We start from the raw sequence: 20,263 nt of genomic DNA, 5'->3' as shown, positions 1-20,263 counted from the left end.
GCCGAGAGGGGTCGTCATGACCGAGCACCTGAACATCGACGGGGGTACCGTCGCCTACGACGTGGCCGGCGACGGCCCGCTCGTCGTCCTGGCCCACGGCATGGGCGACAGCCGGCACTCCTACCGGTTCGTCGTCCCCGCCCTGGTGGCCGCCGGGTACCGCGTCGCGAACGCCGACCTGCGCGGCTGCGGCGAGTCCAGCACGGGGTGGGACGGGTACAGCCGCACCGACATCGCCGGTGACCTCCTCGCGCTGGTCCGCCACCTCGGCGGTCCCGCCGTCGTCGTCGGGCAGTCCATCAGCGGGGGAGCGGCGACCATCGCCGCCGCCACCGCCCCCGACCTCGTGACGGGTCTGGTGGAACTCGCGCCCTTCACCCGCGCGCAGTCCGTCGACCTGCGGGGGTTGCTGCGGGTGAAGCGGCACCGACAGGCGATGGTCCGGCTCGGGCGGACCGCGGCCTTCGGCGACGTGGGCGCCTGGACGCGCTACCTCGACCTCGCCGTCCCGGCCAAACCCGCCGACTGGGGCGCCGAACTGGCCCGCATCGAGCGGACCCTGCGTGAGCCGGGGCGGATGAAGGTGCTGCAGCGCATGGGGAACTCCTCCCCGAAGGACGCCGGTGCGCGGCTCGGGGACGTGCGCTGCCCGGTCCTCGTCGTCGAGGGGTCCCTCGACCCGGACTGGGCCGACCCGCGGGCCGAGGGCGAACGCGTCGTCGCCGACCTGCCCGCCGGGCTCGGGGAGCTCGCCGTCATCGAGGGCGCGGGCCACTACCCGCACACCCAGACCCCCGACGAACTCCTCGCCCTCGTCCTGCCGTTCCTCGCGAAGACCTCCGCGCGTGCCTAGGGCCGGGCTCGACGCCGCCACCGTCACGGCCGCCGGGGCCGACCTCGCCGACGACCTCGGGTTCGAGCAGCTGAGCATGGGGCTGGTCGCCGAACGCCTCGGGGTGCGGACGCCCTCCCTGTACAAGCACGTGCAGAACCTCGCCGACCTCGCCCAGCGGATCGCCGTGCTGGCCGCCGTCGAACTCGGCGACGCCCTGCGCGACGCCCTGCAGGGACTGTCCGGCCGCGACGCCCTGCACGCCGCCGCCCGCACGTTCCGCGGCTACGTCGTCGCCCACCCCGGCCGGTACGCCGCCACCCTGGGGGCCCGCCCCACCGGACCGGACGACGCCTACGCCGCCGCCACCGCCCGCGTCCTGGAATCGCTCGCCGTCGTGCTGCGCGGGTACGGGGTCGCGGCGCACGAGGAGGTCCACGCCCTGCGGATGGTGCGCAGCGCCCTGCACGGTTTCGCGACGCTCGAGGCCGGCGGGGGTTTCCAGTTCAGCACCGACGTCGACGACAGCTTCACGTGGGCGGTGGAGTTCGTCGACCGGGGGTTGCGCTCCGGCGCGGTGACCTGAACCCGCGGAGGGTCGCGGGGAGTTCCCCGGGCCGGGCCGGGCCGGGGCGTCGGGTAGGGTTCCCGGAACCCGCTGCGCGCCCGGGTGCCGCCCGGTCCCGGCACGACGAGAGAAGGTGGCGAGCATGGGGAACAGTACGCGCTACGACCCGCGGACGGTGCTGGAGACGGCGCTGGAACAGGCGGTCGCCGGGCGCGACGAGGGCGGGGTGCCGATCGGCGCGGCGCTGTTCACGCTCGAGGGGGAACTGCTGGGCGCCGGCCGCAACCGCCGGGTGCAGCAGCAGGACCCCTCGGTGCACGCCGAGACCGACGCGTTCCGCGCCGCCGGGCGCCGACGGCACTACCGCGACACCGTCATGGTCACCACGTTGTCGCCGTGCTGGTACTGCAGCGGCCTGGCCCGCCAGTTCCGGATCGGGCACCTGGTGATCGGGGAGAGCACGACGTTCACCGGGGGGCACGACTGGCTGGCCGAGCACGGGACGGTCGTCACCGTGCTCGACGACGCCCGCTGCCGCGACCTCATGACGGAGTTCATCGCCCGCAGCCCCGAGCTGTGGCTCGAGGACATCGGCGAGTGAGCGCGCGTCCCGGGGTCCTGCGACCCCGGGACGACGGGACGACAGGACGGTCAGCCGCGCAGGGCCGCGACCAGCCGGTCCTCGTCGACGCGCGTGCTGCGGCCGTCGCGCACCACGACCTCACCGGCGACCAGGACGGTGTCGACGACGCGCGGGGTGCCCGTGGTCAGCAGGGCGGCGCCGGGTTCGTGCACCGGCAGGCAGCCGAAGTCGCGGTCGAAGCGGATCAGCGTCAGGTCCGCCGGGGTGCCGACCGTGACCCCGCCCCGGGGACGGCGGGGCAGTCCCAGGACGCCGGCGGCCCCGTCGACGGCCATCGCCACCACCTCGGAGAAACCCAGCAGGTCGGCGCGGCGGTGCGTCGCGCGCTGCACGTAGGCCGTGGTGCGCAGCGTCTCCAGCATGTCCTGCCGGTCGTTGGAGGCGGCCCCGTCGACCCCCAGCCCCACCGGCACGCCCGCCGCGAGCAGCGCGGGGACCGGCGCGACCCCGGAGCCCAGCCGCATGTTCGAGACCGGGTTGTGGGAGAGCGCGACACCGCGGTCGGCGAGCACGCGGATGTCCTCCTCGCCCAGCGCCACCCCGTGCACGGCCAGGACCCGGTCGCTGAGGAAACCGGCCTCGTCCAGGTACTGCACGGCGCCGCGGCCGGTGTGCTCGCGGCACATGACGTCGTCGGTCTCGGTCTCCAGCAGGTGGATCGAGGTGCGCAGGTCCCGCTCGGCGGCGAACGCGGCGACGGTGCGCAGCCCGTCGGGGGTGAGGCTGCGGGGGTTGGGCACGGCCAGGGCGGGTGTGGTGAGCGAACCGCGCGTGCGCGCGACGAGGTCGTCGACGTGGGCCAGGACGTCGTCCAGCGGTTCCATGAGGCGCGGGTCGAAACCCCAGCGGCGGGTGGGGTCGGGCCGGTCGGCGATCCCGCGCCCGACCAGGGCCCGCACCCCCACGTCCGCCAGCCCCTGCAGGACGGCGTCGTGCACCTCCCGCGAGGGGTGGGGCCACAGGTGTTCCACGAGGGTCGTCGTCCCGCTGCGCAACCCCTCCAGCGCGCCGGCGACGGTCGCCAGGTACGCCGACTCCGGGGTCACGGACGCCATGTGCTCACCCACCGACAGCAGCCAGGCCAGCAGCGGCTGGCCCTCGCCCACCCCGCGGCAGGTCGCCTGCAGCAGGTGCGTGTGGGTGTTGACGAACCCCGGCAGGAGGTGGGCGCCGGAGCCGTCGAGACCGGGTGAACCGGGGCGGTGGTCCCGGACCGCGGTGACGGTCCCGTCCTCGACCAGGACGTCCTGGTGGTCGCTCCAGCCCGATCCCGTCCACACGGACACGTCGAGGACGGCCGGCGGCGGTGGAGCGGCGGGGCTGTCGGCGGTCAGTCGCAGGGTCGGCACCTCGGCACTCTCCCCAGTCCCCGTCACCGGCACAAGACCCCCCGACTACATGCAACACAGTGTTCACACGGCAGGTCTTGGCACCGATCGCATGCAACACCACGATGGAGCCATGACAACCACCCCTCCGATGACCGAGTTGCAGCGCGAGTCCCGCATGGGCGGGCTCGGTGCCGAACGCGACCGCGAGATCCCGCAGATCGACCTGTCCGACTTCGAGACCCGCCGGGCCGAGATCACCGAGGCGCTGTGGTCGGCCGCCACCGAGGTCGGGTTCTTCCAGATCGTCAACCACGGCATCCCGGCCGCCGAGGTCGACCGCGCCTTCGCCATGGCGAAGGCGTTCTTCGACCTGCCCGTCGAGGTCAAGCAGCGGTTCCCGCTGGACAAGCCGAAGAACTCCGGGTGGGAGTCGGGCACCCAGGTGCGCCCCTCGGTCGGCACCCCCGACCGCAAGGAGTCCTACCAGCTCACCCGCCCGCACATGTCCGGCCTGCTGCCCTCGCAGGAGCAGTTGCCGGACTTCGCCGAGTTCATGCTCGGTTTCGAGACGCGCTGCTGGGAACTGGCGATGCGGGTCCTGTCCTGCTTCGCCGACCGGCTGGGTTTCGACCGCCACTTCTTCGCCCGCGCGCACGACCCGGCCTCCGACACCTACCAGTCGACCCTGCGGATCCTGCACTACCCCGAGCTCCCGGCGGACGTCGCGGCCCAGCCGGGGGTGTGGCGGGCCGGGGCGCACACCGACTTCGACTGCCTCACGCTGCTCTTCCAGCGCACGGGGCAGGGCGGTCTGCAGGTCTGCCCGGGCCGCGACCTCGAGGCGCCGGAGTGGACCTCGGTCGTCCCCTCCGACGACGCCATCACGTGCAACATCGGCGACATGCTCATGCGCTGGAGCGACGACCAGCTCCTGTCGAACTTCCACCGCGTGCGGATGCCCGGTGAGGGGGAGTACACCGGGGCGCGGTACAGCATGCCGTTCTTCGCCCAGGCCAACCGCGAGGTGCTCATCGAGACGCCACGGGGGACCTACCCGCCGATCACCGCGGCCGACTACCTCGCCGAGCGGATCCGCGCGAACTACGGCACTCCGAAGGGCTGAGCCCGGTGACCGAGGTCGAACTCCTCGTCGACAGCGTCTACGCCACGTTGCTCGACCGGATCGTCGACGGCCGGCTCGCGCCGGGTTCGGCGCTCAGCGTCCCGGCGCTCGCCCTCGAACTCGGCGTCAGCCGCAGCCCGGTGCGCGAATCGGTCCAGCGCCTGGTCGCCGAGGGTGTCGCGGTGACGGTTGCGCACACCGGGGCCCGGGTGGCGACGGTGAGCCTGGCCGACCTCGACGAGGTGCTGCGGGTGCGGGAGGTGCTCGACGGCCTCGCCGCCGCGGAGGCGACCGCGGTCGTCGACGCCGACGGCCTGACCCGCCTGGAGGAACTCCTGGACGCGGGGGAGCGGGCGGTGCGCGGACCCGTCGACCCGGCCGGCGACGCCGCGCTGGACCTGCGCTTCCACGCGCTGCTGCGCGAACTGTCCGGCAACGCCACGCTCGCCGAGACGCTGCGTCGCCTGGAGGTCCGCGCCCACCTGTTCGGCGCGGGCCTGTGGGCCGACCAGCGCCACCGGGAACTCGCCGTCGCCGAGCACCGCGGCATCGTCGCGGCCGTCGCGGCCGGGGACGTGGCGGCGGCCCGCGCCCGGGCCGGGGCCCACGTCGCCGCGCTGGCCGTCCGGATGCGGCGCGCCGCCCGCTGAGGGGGCCACCCCGCCGCGGCCGGGCGCGGCGGGGTGACGTCGCGTCAGCCGGCGGCCGGCACGAGCCCGTCGGCCACGGCCCGCGCCGCGCGCAGCTCGGCCACCGGGTCCGGCGCCGCGTCCAGCTCCAGCAGCCGCACCCCGGCCGTCGGCGTGCCGGCCATGACGGCGGCCCAGGCCGGCCAGTCCACGACGCCGTCGCCCATGGGACGCATGAAGCGCCGGTGCACCGCGTGGACGTCCTCGTCGAGGACCAGGTCGGCGGGGAAGGGGCCGGCGGCGTCCTTCCAGTGCGAGACGAGCACCCGGTCGGCGAACTCCCGGGCCAGGGCCACCGGGTCCCCGCCGGACAGCGTGATGTGCGCCGAGTCCGGGCACAGACCCACCAGCGCGGGGTCGGTCAGCCCCATCAGCGTCCGGACGTCCTCGGCGGCCACGGTGATCGAGTGCGACTCGGTGTGCACCGCCAGTCGGATCCCGGTGTCGGCCAGCGAGGCGCCGACCGCGTCGCACACCCGGGCGAGGTGCTCCAGCAGCCGCCGGTGCTCGTCCGCGGACAGCGCCTGCACGGGCGCGTCCGGGCCGCCGGCCAGCATCGGGGTGCCCAGGACGAGGATCCCCGCCCCGGTGCCGCGCAGGAAGGCCGCGTACTCGGCCATCTCCGCCACCGCCTCCTGCGGGCTGAGCCCGCCCCAGTGCGTGCCGTTGCAGAAGCCCGACAGGACCCGCACACCCCGGGCGGCGAACGCCTCCAGCACCCCGTCGACGGAGCCGAACGCGGCGAGCGCGCTGCGGAAGTCCAACGGCGGGAAGGTCAGCTCGATCCACGGCACGTCGGCCTCGGCGAGCGCGTCGAGCATGCGGTCCCACATCTCGCGGGGGTGCTCGGCGCACCAGGCGACCATCTCCTCCGCGGTGGACACGCCCCAGAAACCGGGGTGGTAGAAGGTCACGAGGTCGACGCCGTACTGCGGCTCGGATTCAATGTGCGACATCCCCGCAGATTAGCCCGACGGCGCCGTGAGCGGGAGACCTCGGGGACGTGGGGCGGGTGGGCGGCCCTCTAGGCTTCCGCTGTGCCACCCGTGGACCCCGCCGTCATGCGGCGCCTCAACGCCGCCCTGACGTTCCGCCTCCTGCGCGAGGCGGACGCCCCGCTGACGATGGCCCAGCTCACGCGGGGCACGGAACTGTCCCGGCGGACCGTCGAGCTCATCCTCGCCGACCTCCTCGCCGACGGGTGGGTGCGGGAGGTGGCGGTCGGTTCCACCGGGGTGGGGCGACCGCCCCGGGCGTTCGCGTTCCAGCCGGACAACGCCCTGTTCGCCGCGGTCCAGGTGGACACGCACTCGGTGCGCGCCGGCGTCGCGGACACGCACGGGCGGTTGCTCTCGTCCGAGCGCAGGGTCCTGAGCGACTACTACGACCCGGCGACGACGCTGGAGCAGGCCGTGGACGCGTTGAACGCCGCGCTGGTCGCCTCCGGGCGCCCGGTGGGCGTCGTGCGGGCGGGGGCGGTCGCGATGCCCGGTCTGATCGACGACGAGGGACTGGTGCTCGGACTGGTCGACGCCCCGACCTGGACGGGAGTTCGGCCTTCAGCCGTTCTGGCGCAAGCGTTCCCGTTCCCCTTCGTCGGGGACAACGACGCGAACCTCGCGGCCGTGGGGGAGCGGTGGAAGGGCGCTGCGCAGGGCCTGGACAGTTTCACGTGGTTGCTGGCGGGGGCCCGCAACGGTGCGGGGATCGTCATCCGCGGTGAGGTCCACCGGGGTTTCCGCAGTTCGGCGGGCGAGATCGTGCGCGCCCCGGCGGTGGGGATGTCCGAACTGCACGAGCACCCGCTCGGCGGCCTGACCCACCCCGACCCGCAGGAGCGGGCACGCGCCGAGCGGATCGTCGAGCGGGTCCGCTCCGGGGACCGTGACGCCGCCGACCTGCTCGACGAGTTCACCGCCCCGCTGGCCCGGGTGCTGGTCACCCTGGTGTGGACGATCGCGCCGCCGCTGGTCGTGCTCGGGGGCGGTCTGGAGGTGGCCGCCGACGTCCTCGTGCCGCGGCTGGAGACCGCCCTGGCCGCCGAGGGCGCGCCGGCGGTACCCATCCGGGCCACCTCCCTCGGTGGGGACGCCGTGCTGCTGGGGGCCCTGCACGAGGCGCGGGCCAGTGTCGACGACGAGCTGCTCCGGGCCAAGTCCTAGACCGGACGGGCGCGCCGCGCTTATTGTGCTACTTCATCGCACATTGGAGGCCGCCCGATGGACTCGCACACCGCTCCCGCCGACCTGCTCGTCGTCGGCGGTGGACTCATGGGGGCCGCGGTCGCGGCGCAGGCCCGGGCGGCACGTCCCGGGACGCGGATCGTGATCGTCGACGCCGGCCGCCCGATCGGGACGGTCGCGGGCGCCCACCTGCACGACTCCGCCGAACCCGACGTGCGTGAGACCTACCTGCAGCGGGTCGAACCGGGCGTGCAGTCCCTGTACCTCGGCGCGGACCCGACGCCCTCCCTGGGGGGCAGCATCCGCGACGCCCGTCCGGGCATGTACAACGTGTCCGCCTTCGGCTCCGACGCCGCCGCCATGCCGGCCGCGGCCGTCGGGCTCAACGCCGGGGGCATGGGCGTGCACTGGACGGCGGCGACGCCGTGGCCGTGGGGTTCGGAGGTCTTCGACGACGACGCCGAGGCCTTCGCCGCCGACCTGGCGACCGCGCAGCGGTTGCTGCGCGTGCAGGCCCGGCCGTTCGCCCCCACCGAGGTCGGCGACCGCCTCCTGCGGGTGCTGGACGGGCTGTTCGGACCCGTCAGCGCCCCGGGCCGGCACCCGCAGCCCATGCCCATGGCGGTGGCCCCGGGCCGGACCGGGCCGCTGGCGCGCACCGGCCCCACCGTGGTCCTGCCCCGCCTGCTGGAGGGTCCCGGCGACGACTTCGAGGTGCTCACCGGGACGGTCGCCCTGCGCCTGGTGCACGACGGCACCCGGGTCGCCGGGGTCGAGGTCCGCGACACCCGCACCGGCGAGGAGCGCACGGTGGCCGCCGCCGCCGTCGTCGTCGCGGCCGACACCTTCCGCACCCCGCAACTGCTGTTCGCCTCCGGCATCCGGCCGACCGCCCTGGGCGCCCACCTCAACGAGCACGCCTTCCTCACCGGGCAGGTCCTCGTCGACCTGCCGCGACTGGGGGTGGACCTGGGATCGGTCCCGCTGCCGCTGGAGGGGGAGTGGGTCGTCGGTTCGCACTGGCTGCCGCACAGCGGCCCCGCGCAACCCTTCCACGGCCAGATCATGGACCGCCTGTTCGTCGACGCGGCCGGCGAGCGGCTGGCGTACTCGACGGGTGCCTCGCTGTACGTCCCGACGGACGTCGACCCGGCCAACCGGCTGGTGTTCGACGAGGACGAGGTCGACGCCGCGGGCCTGCCCCGGTTGCGCGTGGAGTACCGGTACACGGCCGGCGACCTCGCCCGCATCGCGGAGGGCCGCGCCACCCAGCGGCGGCTGTGCGAGGCCCTGGGCGACTTCGACCCGGACCGCGACTCGGCCCTGCTGGCGCCGGGTTCCTCGTTGCACTGGACGGGGACCACCCGCAGCGGCCGGTCCGACGACGGGACCTGCGTGTGCGACCCGTCGGGGCGGGTGTGGGGTTTCTCCAACCTGCACCTCGCCGGGGGTTCGGTGGTCCCGACCCCGGTGACCGCGAACTCCACGCTCACCGCGATGGTCACCGCCGTCCGGGCGGCCCGTGGAACCCTGGAACACCTCGAGCAGGAGGTGGGTGCCCTCGCCCTCTGAGCACCACCGCGTTTCGTCCCGGTAAACAGTTCCAGGGATCGACGGAAACTGCGGGAAACTCTTGTACCGTTGTCGCAGAAGCGATCGCGTGCACCGGGTCGGGTCACCACGGCCCCCCGGTCGCTCCCGTCCGGTGAGCACCAGCGAACGGCTCCACCCTCGTTCCTCCCACTCCACCCGACCCTAGGGGGCCACCATGCTCGTCCGTCCTGACCGGTCCACGTCCCGCCGCACGGTCCTCGCCGGCGCGTCCGCGGCCGCCCTGACCGCGGGTCTGGCCGCGTGCGGGCGCAGCGGTACCGGTGACTCCCGCGCGTCGGCACCCATCAGCGTCACCGACGGCCCGGCGACCGGGACCGTCGAGTTCTGGGCCGGGGCCCCGGACGGCGACTCGCTGCCCCCCTTCATCGCGGCGTTCAAGAAGGAGAACCCGGACGTCACGGTGAACGTCACCACGATCCCGTCGTCGGAGTTCGACACCAAGCTCACCGCGGCCATCGCCTCCGGCCGGGTGCCCGACCTCGTGTCCCTGTACTCGCAGACCCAGTCGTCGATCCTGGCGACCGGGGCGTTCCAGACCGTGCCCGAGGGGCTGGTGGACCTGGGTTCGTTCTTCGAGCCCGCGCTGGCCGGGGTCACGACCGCGGACGGAGCGCACAAGGCCGTGCCGTGGTACGCCTACGCCCGGGTGAACTACTACCGCAAGGACGTCGTGGACGGTCTGGGCCTGACCCCGCCGACCACCTGGGAGGAGAACGAGGCCTTCTGCCGGCAGCTCGTGGCCGCGGGGCACTCCATCCCTCTGGGCATGGCGGTGGCGTGGGACGAGTACTCCGCGGAGGCGCTGTCGGAGTACGTGCACCAGAACGGCTCGTCCCTCACCACCGAGGACGGCAAGGGGTGGGCGATCAACGCCGCCGCCAACGTGCAGGCGCTGGAGTACTTCGCCTCGCTGTTCACCGCCGGGTACTCCTCCCCGGACGGCCCGGCCTTCCTCGACGTCGTCCCGTGGTTGACGTCCGGGAAGAACGTCGTGAACGTCTCCAACGGCCCGTGGCTGCCGGGCTGGATCGACGAGGCGGCCGGCGAGGGGTACGTGGCGAAGAACATCGGCGTCTACGCGCAACCGGCCGGTCCCGGTGGGGCCAAGGCCGCCGCCCTGGGCGGCGGCAGCCTCGGCGTCCTCGACCGCGGCGGCAACGCCCAGGCCGCCTGGAAGCTCGTGGAGTACCTGTCCCGGCCCCAGGTGCAGGTGCAGTGGTACCAGACCTTCGGCAACCTGCCCGCCGTCCAGTCCGCCTGGGACGACCCGGCGATCGCCGACGACGAACTGCTGGCCCCGGTGCGCGACGCCATCCCGACCGCCTTCGGCGCTCCGACGGCGGCCACCTGGAGCCAGGTCGCCGACGTCATCGGCAAGCAGATGGAGCAGGTCGTGCGGGGCGGGTCGACGGCTCAGGCGGCGCTGGACGAGGCGCAGAAGCAGGCCGAGGCGCTGGGGACCGGGGCCTGACCGTGGCTCCCACCACCTCGAGCTCCACCTCGAGCTCCGCGTCGGTCCCCACGGCGGGTCCCGCCCCGAGCACGACCCGCGGGCCTGCGCCGCGCCGAGCCGGGCGGGGACGGCGCGCCTCCCTGGACGTCATGGGCTGGGGCTTCGTCCTGCCCTTCGTGGTCGTCTTCGTGGTCTTCAGCGTCGTGCCCGCGGCCATGGCCCTGTTCCTCAGCCTCACCGACATCGGGATCCGCGACCTCACCAGCCCCTTCGCGGTGGACGTGGTCGGGCTGGGGAACTACGCGAGCATCCTGGGCAGCGAGGACTTCCAGCGGGCGATGCTGAACACCGCGCTTTTCGTGGTGGTCGGCGTCCCCGTCACCATGGGGGCGGGTTTCGTGCTGGCCCTCGCTCTGGACTCCGGCATCCGGCGGATGCGCAGCGTCTTCCGCGCGATCGTCTACGTCCCCGTCATCGCCAACGTGGTCGCCGCGGCGGTGCTGTGGCAGTACGCCTTCACCCAGCAGGGACCGGTCAACGGGTTCCTCGGCGCCCTCGGTGTCGACGGACCCAACTGGCTGGGCCGGCCCGGGTGGGCGGTCGTCGCGGTGCTGCTGCTGACCGTGTGGCGCAACATCGGCACCTGCATGGTGCTGTTCCTCGCCGGTCTGCAGTCGGTGCCCGAGGAGGTGCACGAGGCCGCCGCGCTGGACGGGGCCGGCTACTGGCGCCGGGTCACCGCGATGACGGTCCCGCTGCTGCGGCCCACGACGTTGCTGGTGTCGGTCCTCATGAGCGTGTCGTTCCTCAACATCTTCGACGAGCCGTACCTCGTGACGAACGGGGGGCCGCTGAGCGCGACCACCTCGGTGGCGAAGTGGGTCTACGACCAGTTCGGCTACGGCCGGATCGCCGACTCGATGGCCGGCTCGATGGTCCTTCTCGTCGTGGTGCTCGTCGTGAGCACCGCCCAGGTGCGTCTGCTGAGGTCGAAGCATTGAGCGTCCAGACCCCCACCCCCACCCCCACCGCCGTGACGGTCACGCCGACCGGGCCCGGCGGCACGCGGCCGGCCGCGGCCGTCGCCGTGTACGTGCTGCTCGTCGTGGTGTCCCTCCTCATGCTCGCCCCGTTCGCCCTCGTGGTGTTCGGCGCGTTCAAGACGCAGGGGGAGTTCACCTCGGACCCCGGCGGGTGGCTGCCGGACTCCTTCACCAACGTGCACAACTTCGTCGTGCTGTTCACCGAGAAGGGTTTCGGGCGCTACTTCCTCAACAGCGCGATCGTGTCGGGGGTCACGGTCGTGACCAACGTCCTGTTCAGCGCGATGGCCGGGTACGCGCTGGCCAAGGTGCCCTTCCGCGGCCGCAGCCTGGTCTTCGGCGCCGTCGTCCTGGCCATGACCATCCCCTACGTGGCCGTCTTCGTCCCGCAGTTCGTGATCGTCGTGCAGCTGGGGCTGGTGGACACCCTGGCCGGGATCGTCCTGCCGATGCTGGTCATGCCCATCGCGGTCTTCATCATGCGGCAGTTCGCGACCTCCGTCCCGGACGAGCTGCTGGAGGCGGCGCGCCTCGACGGGGCCAGCGACGTGGGCGTCTTCGTCCGCGTCGTCCTGCCGCTGCTGGGACCGGCGGTCGCCACCGTGGCGATCTTCACGTTCCTCAACAGCTGGAACTACTTCCTCTGGCCGCTCGTCGTCGCCCAGTCCACCGACACGTACACGCTGCCGGTCGGGCTGTCGGTGGCGTCGGCCGCGGCGAACACCACCGACTACGGCGTGCTGCTCGCCGGGTCGGTGACGATCCTCGTGCCCGTCCTCGTGCTGTTCCTCTTCCTGCAGCGCTACTTCATCCAGGGGATCGCGGCCACCGGCCTGAAGTGACCCGTGCGCCCACCGGCCCCGGCCGGTGGGTGCACGAGGGGCTCAGGCCGCGGCGACGGCGCTGAACGACACCCCGGCCAGTTCCTGGGACACCTCCCACACCCGGGCCGCCTCGGCCTCGTCGCGCAGCGGGCGGTACAGCGGCTGCTCACCCGCGCCGCCCCCCAGGTGACCGGGCCCGGTGGGCCCGTACAGCCGTCCGCCCTCGGCCTTCGGGTCGGCGACCGCGTGCAGCGCGGGCAGCGCGGCGCTCTCAGCGGTGCCGACCAGGAGGCCCGCGCGCGAGAGGGCGCGGATGAGGGTGATCTGGGGGGTGTTCCGTTCACGCTCCAGTTCGGGGCGGGCGGCGAGCAGGCTGGTGGGGGCGACCCCGGGGTGGGACAGGTTGCTGGTGATGCCCCACCCCCCGGCGCGGCTGCGGCGGTCCAGTTCGAGGCCGAACAGGCCGAGGGCGACCTTGGAGGAGCCGTAGGCCCGCATGCCGTGGTAACTGCTTTCCCAGTTCAGGTCGGCCCAGTGCACCGCACCGCTGCGGGCCGCGACGCTGATCTGGGAGGTGACCCGGGCCCGGCCGGCGCGCAGCAGGGGCAGCAGGTGGGCCACCAGGGCGACGTGGCCGAGGTGGTTGGTGCCCAGCTGCAGTTCCAGCCCGTCGGCGGTGGTCTGCCGGTGCGGCGGGGTCATCACCCCCGCGTTGGCGACGAGCAGGTGGATCGGGTCACCCTCGTCCCGCAGCCGCTGCCCGAGGGCGGCGACCGAGGACAGCGAGGACAGGTCCAGGTCGTGCAGGACCACCTGGGCCCCGGGGTGCCGGGCGCGCAGACGGTCCAGCGCCGCCTGCCCCTTGGTGCGGTTGCGGACCGGCAGGAGCACCTGGGCCCCGGCGGCGGCCAGCCGGGCGGCGATGCCGAGGCCGATGCCGTCGCTGGCTCCGGTGACCAGGGCGCGCCGGCCGGACAGGTCGGGCAGGGACAGCTGAGGGGTTCGGGGCACGACGTTCCTCCTGGGTCGGGGTGGTGGCCCCAGCCTCGACCGGGACCGCGCTCCGAACCAGGGCCCGTCGATCCGCCCCTGGGGGTCCCCGCCGGAAGGGGGGATCGCCAGGCCGTGGTCCGTCCCGACCGCAGGCGGTAGGAAGGGGGGACCACGGCGGGGGAGGACGATGGACATCGACAGGGCGGGACTGGCGCAGTTCCTGCGGCGACGACGCGAGGCCCTGCAGCCCCAGGACGTCGGCCTGCCCCGGGGGCAGCGGCGGCGCACCGCCGGGTTGCGGCGCGAGGAGGTCGCCGCCCTGGCCCACATGTCGACCGACTACTACGCACGGCTGGAACGCGAGCGCGGGCCCCGGCCCTCGGAGCAGATGATCGCCTCCCTCGCCCAGGGCCTGCACCTGGGGCTGGACGAGCGCGACCACCTGTTCCGACTGGCCGGGCACCAACCGCCGGCGCGGGGTGCCCTCAGCGAGCACGTCGGCCCCGGCCTGCTGCGGATCCTGGACCGGCTGGTCGACACGCCCGCCGAGATCGTCACCGAACTCGGGGTGACGTTGCGCCAGACGCCGGTGGGCGTCGCGCTGACCGGCCCCGCCGACCGGTGGACGGGGCCGGCCCGCAGCCTGGGGTACCGCTGGTTCACCGACCCCGCGGCCCGGGCGGGGTACGCGCCGGAGGACCACGGGTTCCTGTCCCGGGTGTACGCCTCGGGCCTGCGCGAAGTCGTCACCCGGCGCGGGCCGGGGTCGCGGGCCGCGGAACTGGCCGAGCTGGCGCTGGCGAACTCGGAGGAACTGCGCCGGTTGTGGGAACTGCACGAGGTCGGACTGCGCCCGCAGGAGGTCAAGCGGTTCGTGCACCCGGCGGTGGGCCGGATCGAGCTGCACTGCCAGACGTTGCTGGATCCGCAGCAGAACCACCTGCTGCTGGTCTACACCGCGGTCCCCGGGACCGAGGACCAGGAGAAGCTGGAACTGCTGTCCGTCCTGGGGGCGTCCACGACGGCGTGAGGCCGGCGCCGGGGGCTGCCCCGGGGCGGGTGGGCGCGTTACCGTGGTCCATGCCCTGCGACGTGGCGGCGCTGTGCGTCGACGCCCTCGACCCCGAACGTCTCGCGCGGTTCTGGTCGGTGGTCCTCGGGGGAGCGGTCGTCCCCGACCCGGAGGGCGGGTCCTTCCTGGACCCGGCCGACGACCCCGGGTTCCGGCTCCGGTTCGTCCCGACGACGGTGCCGGGGTCGGGGCGCAACCGGATCCACCTGGACCTGACGAGCACGTCGCAGGAGGACCAGGACGCGATCGTGGCCCGGGCGCTGGCCGCCGGTGGGCGACCCTTCGACGTGGGCCAGCTCCCGGAGGAACGGCACATGGTGCTGGCCGACCCGGAGGGGAACGAGTTCTGCGTCATCGAGCCCGAGAACCGGTTCCTGGCCGGGTGCGGGCCGATCGGGGCGTTGTCGGGCGACGGGTCGCAGGCCGCGGGGTACTTCTGGCGCGACGCCCTGGGCTGGCCGCTGGTGTGGGGCGAGGGCACCGAGACGGCCGTTCAGTCACCGGCCGGCGGGCCGAAGTTCACCTGGGGCGGTGACCCCGTCGAGCCGAAGAGGGGGCGCAACCGCTGGCGGCTGGACCTGCGGGCGCGCGGCGACCGGCGGGCCGAGCTCGACCGGCTGCTCGCGCTCGGGGCGCGCGCCGACGGATCCGACCTGCTCGACCCGAGCGGCAACGAGTTCCGGCTGCTCTGATCAGCGGGCGCGCAGGCCGTCGATCGCCATCCCGAGCACGCGGTCGAGCTGGTCGGGCGTGGAGTAGCTGCCCGTGGAGATGGACGAGACGAGCCGGACGACGTCGTCGATCCCGACGTCGGCGCGCGCGTCACCCGCGGACTGCGCGGCCCGCAGCAGCGGGTCACCGGCCTCGGTGATGGCGGTGCGGCAGGACGCGAAGACGGGGTTGCCGGCGCCGAACGCCGAGCGCAGTTCCTCGGCGAGGGAGCGCTTGGTCGCGAGGTACTGCACGTACCGGTGCAGCCAGCCGGCCAGGGCCTCCCACGGCGGGCGCGCGGCGGCCAGGTCCCGGCCGACGTCGCACAGCGTCTGGACCTCGTCGAGGTAGACCGCCTCGAGCAGCGCGGACCGGTCGGGGAAGTTGCGGTAGAGGGTGCCGATGCCGACCCCGGCGGTGCGGGCGACGTCTTCCAGCGTCGGGGGAGCGTCCTGCGTGAAGGCCTCGCGCGCGGCCGCGAGGATCGCCTCGTAGTTGCGGCGCGCGTCGGCCCGCCTGGGCGGTTCGCGTCGGAGCACCGACCCGGTCATGACGTCCCCTTGCGAAGTGGAGGCTGCCTCCGCTAACGTACCGGAGGCAGCCTCCACTCTACGACGACACGTCGCGGGAGGCCAGCGCCCCACCACTCGTCCTCGTCTCGAGGAGTTCCGTCGTGCCCACCCTCCGCTCCGTCACGCACCTGCCCGCCCCGCGGCGACCGTCCGCGCGCCACGTGGCGGCCCCGCCGGCCACCCGCGGTGTCCTGCTCGTGCTGTCCGTCGCCGCCGCCAGCTTCTCCCTGCTGCAGTCGCTCTACTCCCCGGCCCTGTCGACCCTGCAGCGCGAGCTGCACGCCGGTTCGACGTCGATCACGTGGGTCCTGACGGCGTACCTGCTCTCGGCGGCCGTCTTCACCCCCGTGCTGGGCCGCGTCGGCGACGCCGTCGGACGCCGGCCCGTGTTCGTCGCGGTGATGACCGCGCTCGGCGTCGGCTGCCTGCTGGCCGCGCTCGCCCCGAACGTCGAGTTCCTGCTGTTCGCCCGCGTCGTGCAGGGCGTCGGCGGTGCCGCGCTCCCGCTCGCCTTCGGCATCCTGCGCGAGACCCTGCCGCCGCACCGGCTCGCCCCGGCGATCGGCACCGTCTCCGCGCTCGTGGCCGCCGGCAGCGGGCTCGGCGTCGTCGTCGCGGGCCCGGTGATGTCCACGTTCGGCACCCACGTCCTGCTCGGGCTGCCGGCCCTGCCCGTCCTGGTGGCCGCCGCGGCCGCGCTGCGCGTCCTGCCCCGCGCCGCCACCCGCGAACCCGCCCGCGTGAACCCGCTGGCCGCCGGACTGCTCGCCGTCGCCCTCGTCGGGCTCCTCGTCCCCGTCAGCCAGGCCGCGGTCTGGGGCTGGTCCAGCCCGGCCACGATCGTCCCCCTGGCCGTCGCGGTGCTCGCCGCCGTGGCCTGGGTCCGGGTCGAGAACCGTTCGGCCGCACCGCTGGTCGACATGAGCACGCTGCGCGTCCCGGCCGTCTGGACGACCCACCTCGCGGCGCTGCTGTTCGGGGCCGCGATGTTCGGGGTCTTCATCTACCTGCCTCAGCTCGCGCAGGTCCCGACCGCCGCCGGGTACGGGTTCGGCCTGGACGCCACCGGCGCCGGGCTGCTCATGCTCCCGCTGCCCGTCGCCATGTTCGCCGCCGGCGTCGTCGGGGGCCGTCTCGAGGCGAGGTTCCCCGCCGCCGCGCAACTGCTCGCCGGCGCCGTCGTCTGCGCGGTCGCCGCGGTGGCCCTCGCCCTGGACCACACCAGCACCTGGGTCGTCGCCCTCGAGGGCGGCGCGTTCGGGATCGGCGTGGGCCTGGCCTACGCGGCCATGACGAACATCGTCGTCCGGGCCGTCCCCGCCCACCAGACCGGTGCGGCCAGCGGCGTCAACGCCAACACCCGCACCATCGGCGGGGCCCTGGGCGCCGTCCTCACCACGAGCATCGTCACCGCCCACGTGCAGGCCTCCGGGGTCCCCGTCGAGTCCGGCTTCACGACCGCGTTCGCCGTCCTGTCCGTGCTGGCCCTCGGGGTCGCGGTCGTGACCGTGGTGGGCCGGCGGCTGACCCCCGTGGTCTGATCGGGACGTGGACGCACACGTGCTCGCCGTCGGTTCCTACACCGCCGCGACCGGGGGTCGCGGCCCCGGGATCGCGCTCGTCGACCGGGACCCGGCCACCGGCCGCCTCGGGGCGGTCGGGGCCGTCGCGGACTGCCCCTCCCCGTCGTTCCTCGCGGTCGGCGAGGGGGGTGTCGTCCACGCCGCCCACGAGGTCGACGAGGGGTTCGTCTCCTCCCGCCGCCCGGGTGCCGGCGGCTGGGAACTGCTCGGGGAGGCCCCCAGCGGCGGTTCGTCGCCCTGCCACCTCACCGTCCTGCCGGGGTTCCTCGTCGTCGCGAACTACGGCGGCGGGGTCGGGGTCGTCGAGCTCGCCGGGGGTGCCGTGTCGCAGCTGCGGCAGACGCTGCGCGGCACCGGGTCCGGCCCCGACCCGGACCGGCAGGAGTCCTCGCACCCGCACTCGACCCGGCGGTTCGGGGACCACCTGGCGGTGCTGGACCTCGGCACCGACGAGATCCGCGTCCACGCGACCACGAGCGGCGGGCTGAGCGCCGAACCCCTGCGGACGGTCGCGCTGGCGCCGGGGACGGGACCGCGGCACGCCGTCACCGTCGGGGACCGGTTCTTCGTCGCGGCCGAGCTGGACGCCACCGTCACCTCCTTCGCCGTCCACGGCGACGACCTCCTCGACCCCGTCGTGGCGTCCGCGACCGCCGTCCCCGCCGACCGGCGCGTGTACCCCTCCGAGATCGCCGTCGCCCCCTGGGGGCTCGTCGTCGCGAACCGGCGCGCCGAGGTCGTCACGGTGCACGAGGTCGTCGACGGGATCGCCCGCCCGGTGCGCGACCTGGAGATCGGCGGGGTGAACCCCCGCCACGTCGCGGTCGTCGGCCGCCACCTCTACGTCTCGGCGCAGGACTCCGACCGGGTCGTGCACCTGGCCCTCGACGACGACCTCACGGTCGTCGACCGGTCCGTCGCCGAGATCGGGTCGCCGGCCTGCGTCGTGCCCCTGTGAGCCTCGTCGTGAGCCTCGTCGTGAGCCCGGGCGCCCGCGGAAACCGCTGGCCGCGCGCCCGCCGGCCCGGCAGGCTGCAGGGGTGGACGAGGAGATCCTGACCGGCGGGGGCGTCAACGAGGTCGTGCGCGTCGGGGCCACCGTGCGCCGGCCCACCGGCCCGCACTCCCCGCGCGTGCACGACCTCCTGCGCCGGCTCGAGGGGTTCGCCGGGATCCCGCGGGTGCACTCGGCTGCAGCGGGTGTCGAGGTCCTCGACTTCCTGCCGGGGCAGGTGTCGAACTACCCGCTGACCCCCGCCGCCGCCTCGGTGACGGCCCTGGTGAGCGCGGCGGAGTTCCTGCGCCGGTTCCACGACGCCACCGCGGGGTTCGCGCGGGAACTGCCCCGGGACGGGTGGATGTTCCCCGTCGCCGACCCCGTCGAGGTCGTCTGCCACGGCGACTACGCCCCCCACAACTGCGTCCTCGACGGCGAGCGCGTCGTGGCGCTCATCGACTTCGACACCGCCCGGCCCGGTCCGCGGCTCACCGACCTCGGGGGAGCGGTGTACCGGTGGGCGCAGGTGTCCGACCCCCGGAACCCGGGTGTGCCCGCGACGCAGGAGCAGGCGGCCCGGCTCGCCCGGTTCTGCGCCGCCTACGGCCTCGACGACGCGGACCGGGCCGGGCTCCTCGACGCCGTCATCGAGCACCTGGACGGTCTCGTCCGCCACATGCACGAGCAGGCCGCCGCGGGCGTCGCGGCGTTCGCCTCGCACATCGCCGACGGCCACGACGCGCTGTACCGCTCCGACGTCGCGCACGTGCAGGCCAACCGCCCGCTGTTCCAGGACGCGATCGGCGGCTGATCGGCCGAATCCCCGCGGACGGGGCCGGGACCTGGTGGGATGGAGGTGCTCGCTCCGGGGGGACCGAGCAGGACCGAGGGGGTTTCGGGTGGGGACCAGGGCAGTGCGCAGCGCGGCGGGGACGCTGGGGGTGGCCGTGCTGGCCACCGGTCTGCTGGCGGGGTCGGCGTCCGCCGCCCCGGGCGGGCCCGTCGTGGCCTACTCCGGCGTGAGCGCGGACCACGCGTGGGGCCTGTACGCCGTCGACAGCGGCACGGGCCGGCAGTGGCACGTCGCGGACGGGCTGGCCGTCGACGCGAGCTGGTCCCCGGACGGTTCCCGCCTCGCCTGGATCGCCTACGACGCGGACGACCTCGGCCACGTCCAGGTCGCGGCCGCCGACGGCAGCGACCGCCGCCAGGTCGACGGGGACGGGGACTCGCGGTCCCTGGCCTGGAGCAGCCGCGGCACGCTCGCGTGGTTCCACCGCTCGGCCTGGGCCCCGACCGACTGCACCACCGACGACCGGCTGGTCCGCCCCGCGTTCGTGCTGCAGACCCCGGACGGCGCGCGCCGCGCGCTGGGCGACGTGGCGCCCACGGCGAGCGACCTGACGTTCTCGCCCGACGGCACGACCGTCGTGTGGCGCGAGAGCGGCCCGGACGTGTGCGCCCAGGCGCCCGGCGAGCTCGTCGTCGCCGACGTCGCCAGCGGCCGACGGACCGTCGTGGCGGGGGCGCAGGACACGACGGGGCTGGCGTTCTCCCCGGACTCCACCGCGCTCGCCGTGACCCGGGCGACCCCCGAGGGCGGGGACGTCGTCCTCGTCGACCTCGCCGCCCGCACCGCGCGGCAGGTCGTGACCGACGCGGCGGGGGAGACGTCCGCCGTGTTCGTCGGCGACGGGACCGACCTCGCGGCCGTGCGGACCACCGCCACCGACCGCCGGCTGGTCATGCTGGACCGGACCGCGAACGTCGTGCGCGACCTCGGCGCACCACCGGAGTTCGTCGAGCAGCTCGTCGCCTCCACCGACCGGGCGTCCGTGGTCGTCGCGGGCCGCTCGCTGCCCTCCGCGGACGGGGCGTACCAGGACACGCAGCTGTGGCGGCAGCCGCTCGACGGGTCCGCCGCGACGCTGCTGAGCACGAACGGGGCGGCGGCCGTGTTCGAGGCCGCCGTCACGGCGTGGGGCTCGGACGCCCCCGTCCTGCCCCGGCGGACGCGGTCGCGCTGAGCGGC

General features: G+C 74.6%; 20 protein-coding genes. 16 read left to right on the top strand and 4 right to left on the bottom strand.

The genetic code is table 11. The features are described from left to right. Positions 1-16 precede the first annotated feature (16 nt). The 3 genes from CLV37_RS08735 (at position 17) to CLV37_RS08725 (ending at position 2,001) form a co-directional block, all read left to right on the top strand. Entirely contained in the window at positions 17-853 is an 837-nt protein-coding gene (locus CLV37_RS08735; RefSeq protein WP_106209217.1) for an alpha/beta fold hydrolase, read from the top strand. Next, positions 846-1,418, top strand: a complete 573-nt coding sequence (locus CLV37_RS08730) for a TetR/AcrR family transcriptional regulator (RefSeq protein WP_106209215.1) — start codon at positions 846-848, stop codon at positions 1,416-1,418. The genes CLV37_RS08735 and CLV37_RS08730 overlap by 8 nt, the downstream gene beginning before the upstream one ends. Before the next feature lie 124 nt (positions 1,419-1,542). Next, the gene (locus tag CLV37_RS08725; RefSeq protein ID WP_106209455.1) at positions 1,543-2,001 is read left to right on the top strand and encodes a nucleoside deaminase; all 459 of its coding nucleotides are present in this window, start codon (positions 1,543-1,545) and stop codon (positions 1,999-2,001) included. Positions 2,002-2,051: 50 nt separating this feature from the next. On the opposite strand, the gene CLV37_RS08720 is transcribed toward CLV37_RS08725, so the two are convergent. Next, a complete protein-coding gene (locus CLV37_RS08720; RefSeq protein ID WP_211298495.1) occupies positions 2,052-3,392 on the bottom strand; it encodes an amidohydrolase family protein in 1,341 nt (446 codons plus the stop codon). Positions 3,393-3,504: 112 nt separating this feature from the next. On the opposite strand from CLV37_RS08720, the gene CLV37_RS08715 reads away from it, so the two are divergent. Together CLV37_RS08715 and CLV37_RS08710 are read left to right on the top strand one after the other, a co-directional pair. Further along, positions 3,505-4,497, top strand: coding sequence for an isopenicillin N synthase family dioxygenase (locus CLV37_RS08715; protein ID WP_106209213.1), 993 nt, complete (start codon positions 3,505-3,507; stop codon positions 4,495-4,497). Positions 4,498-4,502: 5 nt separating this feature from the next. Further along, positions 4,503-5,147, top strand: coding sequence for a GntR family transcriptional regulator (locus tag CLV37_RS08710; RefSeq protein ID WP_146149343.1), 645 nt, complete (start codon positions 4,503-4,505; stop codon positions 5,145-5,147). Between the two features lie 44 nt (positions 5,148-5,191). Here CLV37_RS08710 and CLV37_RS08705 read toward each other — a convergent pair whose 3' ends face one another. After that, complete coding sequence (locus CLV37_RS08705) at positions 5,192-6,142, bottom strand: sugar phosphate isomerase/epimerase family protein (RefSeq protein ID WP_106209209.1); 951 nt, start codon at positions 6,140-6,142, stop codon at positions 5,192-5,194. Positions 6,143-6,223: 81 nt separating this feature from the next. Between CLV37_RS08705 and CLV37_RS08700 the strand changes: the two genes are divergently transcribed. The 5 genes from CLV37_RS08700 (at position 6,224) to CLV37_RS08680 (ending at position 12,321) form a co-directional block, all read left to right on the top strand. Further along, positions 6,224-7,348: an ROK family protein gene (locus CLV37_RS08700; RefSeq protein ID WP_146149342.1), complete on the top strand. Its 1,125-nt coding sequence runs from the start codon at positions 6,224-6,226 to the stop codon at positions 7,346-7,348. A 57-nt stretch (positions 7,349-7,405) separates the two neighbouring features. Continuing rightward, complete coding sequence (locus CLV37_RS08695) at positions 7,406-8,941, top strand: GMC oxidoreductase (RefSeq protein ID WP_106209205.1); 1,536 nt, start codon at positions 7,406-7,408, stop codon at positions 8,939-8,941. Between the two features lie 196 nt (positions 8,942-9,137). Further along, on the top strand, positions 9,138-10,454 hold the full coding sequence (locus CLV37_RS08690) for an extracellular solute-binding protein (RefSeq protein ID WP_106209203.1): 1,317 nt from the start codon (positions 9,138-9,140) through the stop codon (positions 10,452-10,454). Positions 10,455-10,456: 2 nt separating this feature from the next. After that, positions 10,457-11,437 (top strand): carbohydrate ABC transporter permease, encoded by a 981-nt coding sequence (locus tag CLV37_RS08685; protein WP_211298494.1) that lies wholly within the window; start codon positions 10,457-10,459, stop codon positions 11,435-11,437. Then, positions 11,434-12,321 (top strand): carbohydrate ABC transporter permease, encoded by an 888-nt coding sequence (locus CLV37_RS08680; RefSeq protein WP_211298493.1) that lies wholly within the window; start codon positions 11,434-11,436, stop codon positions 12,319-12,321. The genes CLV37_RS08685 and CLV37_RS08680 overlap by 4 nt, the downstream gene beginning before the upstream one ends. 42 nt (positions 12,322-12,363) lie before the next feature. Here the strand turns inward: CLV37_RS08680 and CLV37_RS08675 are convergent, their stop codons facing one another. Further along, complete coding sequence (locus CLV37_RS08675) at positions 12,364-13,314, bottom strand: SDR family oxidoreductase (protein WP_106209199.1); 951 nt, start codon at positions 13,312-13,314, stop codon at positions 12,364-12,366. Positions 13,315-13,483: 169 nt separating this feature from the next. Between CLV37_RS08675 and CLV37_RS08670 the strand changes: the two genes are divergently transcribed. Together CLV37_RS08670 and CLV37_RS08665 are read left to right on the top strand one after the other, a co-directional pair. Beyond that, on the top strand, positions 13,484-14,326 hold the full coding sequence (locus tag CLV37_RS08670; protein WP_106209197.1) for a helix-turn-helix transcriptional regulator: 843 nt from the start codon (positions 13,484-13,486) through the stop codon (positions 14,324-14,326). Between the two features lie 50 nt (positions 14,327-14,376). Further along, positions 14,377-15,060 carry a VOC family protein gene (locus CLV37_RS08665; RefSeq protein WP_106209195.1) on the top strand — a complete coding sequence of 228 codons (684 nt, stop codon included), beginning with the start codon at positions 14,377-14,379 and terminating at the stop codon, positions 15,058-15,060. Here the strand turns inward: CLV37_RS08665 and CLV37_RS08660 are convergent, their stop codons facing one another. Further along, positions 15,061-15,630, bottom strand: coding sequence for a TetR/AcrR family transcriptional regulator (locus CLV37_RS08660; RefSeq protein ID WP_106209193.1), 570 nt, complete (start codon positions 15,628-15,630; stop codon positions 15,061-15,063). Positions 15,631-15,752: 122 nt separating this feature from the next. Here CLV37_RS08660 and CLV37_RS08655 point away from each other — a divergent pair, with 122 nt between their 5' ends. From CLV37_RS08655 to CLV37_RS08640, 4 genes are all read left to right on the top strand, one after another. Then, positions 15,753-17,192: an MFS transporter gene (locus tag CLV37_RS08655; RefSeq protein WP_211298492.1), complete on the top strand. Its 1,440-nt coding sequence runs from the start codon at positions 15,753-15,755 to the stop codon at positions 17,190-17,192. Positions 17,193-17,199: 7 nt separating this feature from the next. Continuing rightward, positions 17,200-18,192 carry a lactonase family protein gene (locus CLV37_RS08650; protein ID WP_106209191.1) on the top strand — a complete coding sequence of 331 codons (993 nt, stop codon included), beginning with the start codon at positions 17,200-17,202 and terminating at the stop codon, positions 18,190-18,192. An 82-nt stretch (positions 18,193-18,274) separates the two neighbouring features. Next, complete coding sequence (locus tag CLV37_RS08645; RefSeq protein WP_170127125.1) at positions 18,275-19,042, top strand: phosphotransferase enzyme family protein; 768 nt, start codon at positions 18,275-18,277, stop codon at positions 19,040-19,042. Positions 19,043-19,130: 88 nt separating this feature from the next. Further along, positions 19,131-20,258, top strand: coding sequence for a TolB-like translocation protein (locus CLV37_RS08640; RefSeq protein ID WP_146149341.1), 1,128 nt, complete (start codon positions 19,131-19,133; stop codon positions 20,256-20,258). The last annotated feature ends 5 nt before the right edge of the window (positions 20,259-20,263 follow it).

The sequence above is a fragment of the Kineococcus rhizosphaerae genome, assembly GCF_003002055.1.
Lineage (GTDB): Bacteria > Actinomycetota > Actinomycetes > Actinomycetales > Kineococcaceae > Kineococcus > Kineococcus rhizosphaerae.
This window is presented reverse-complemented; position numbering and strand designations above follow the sequence as displayed.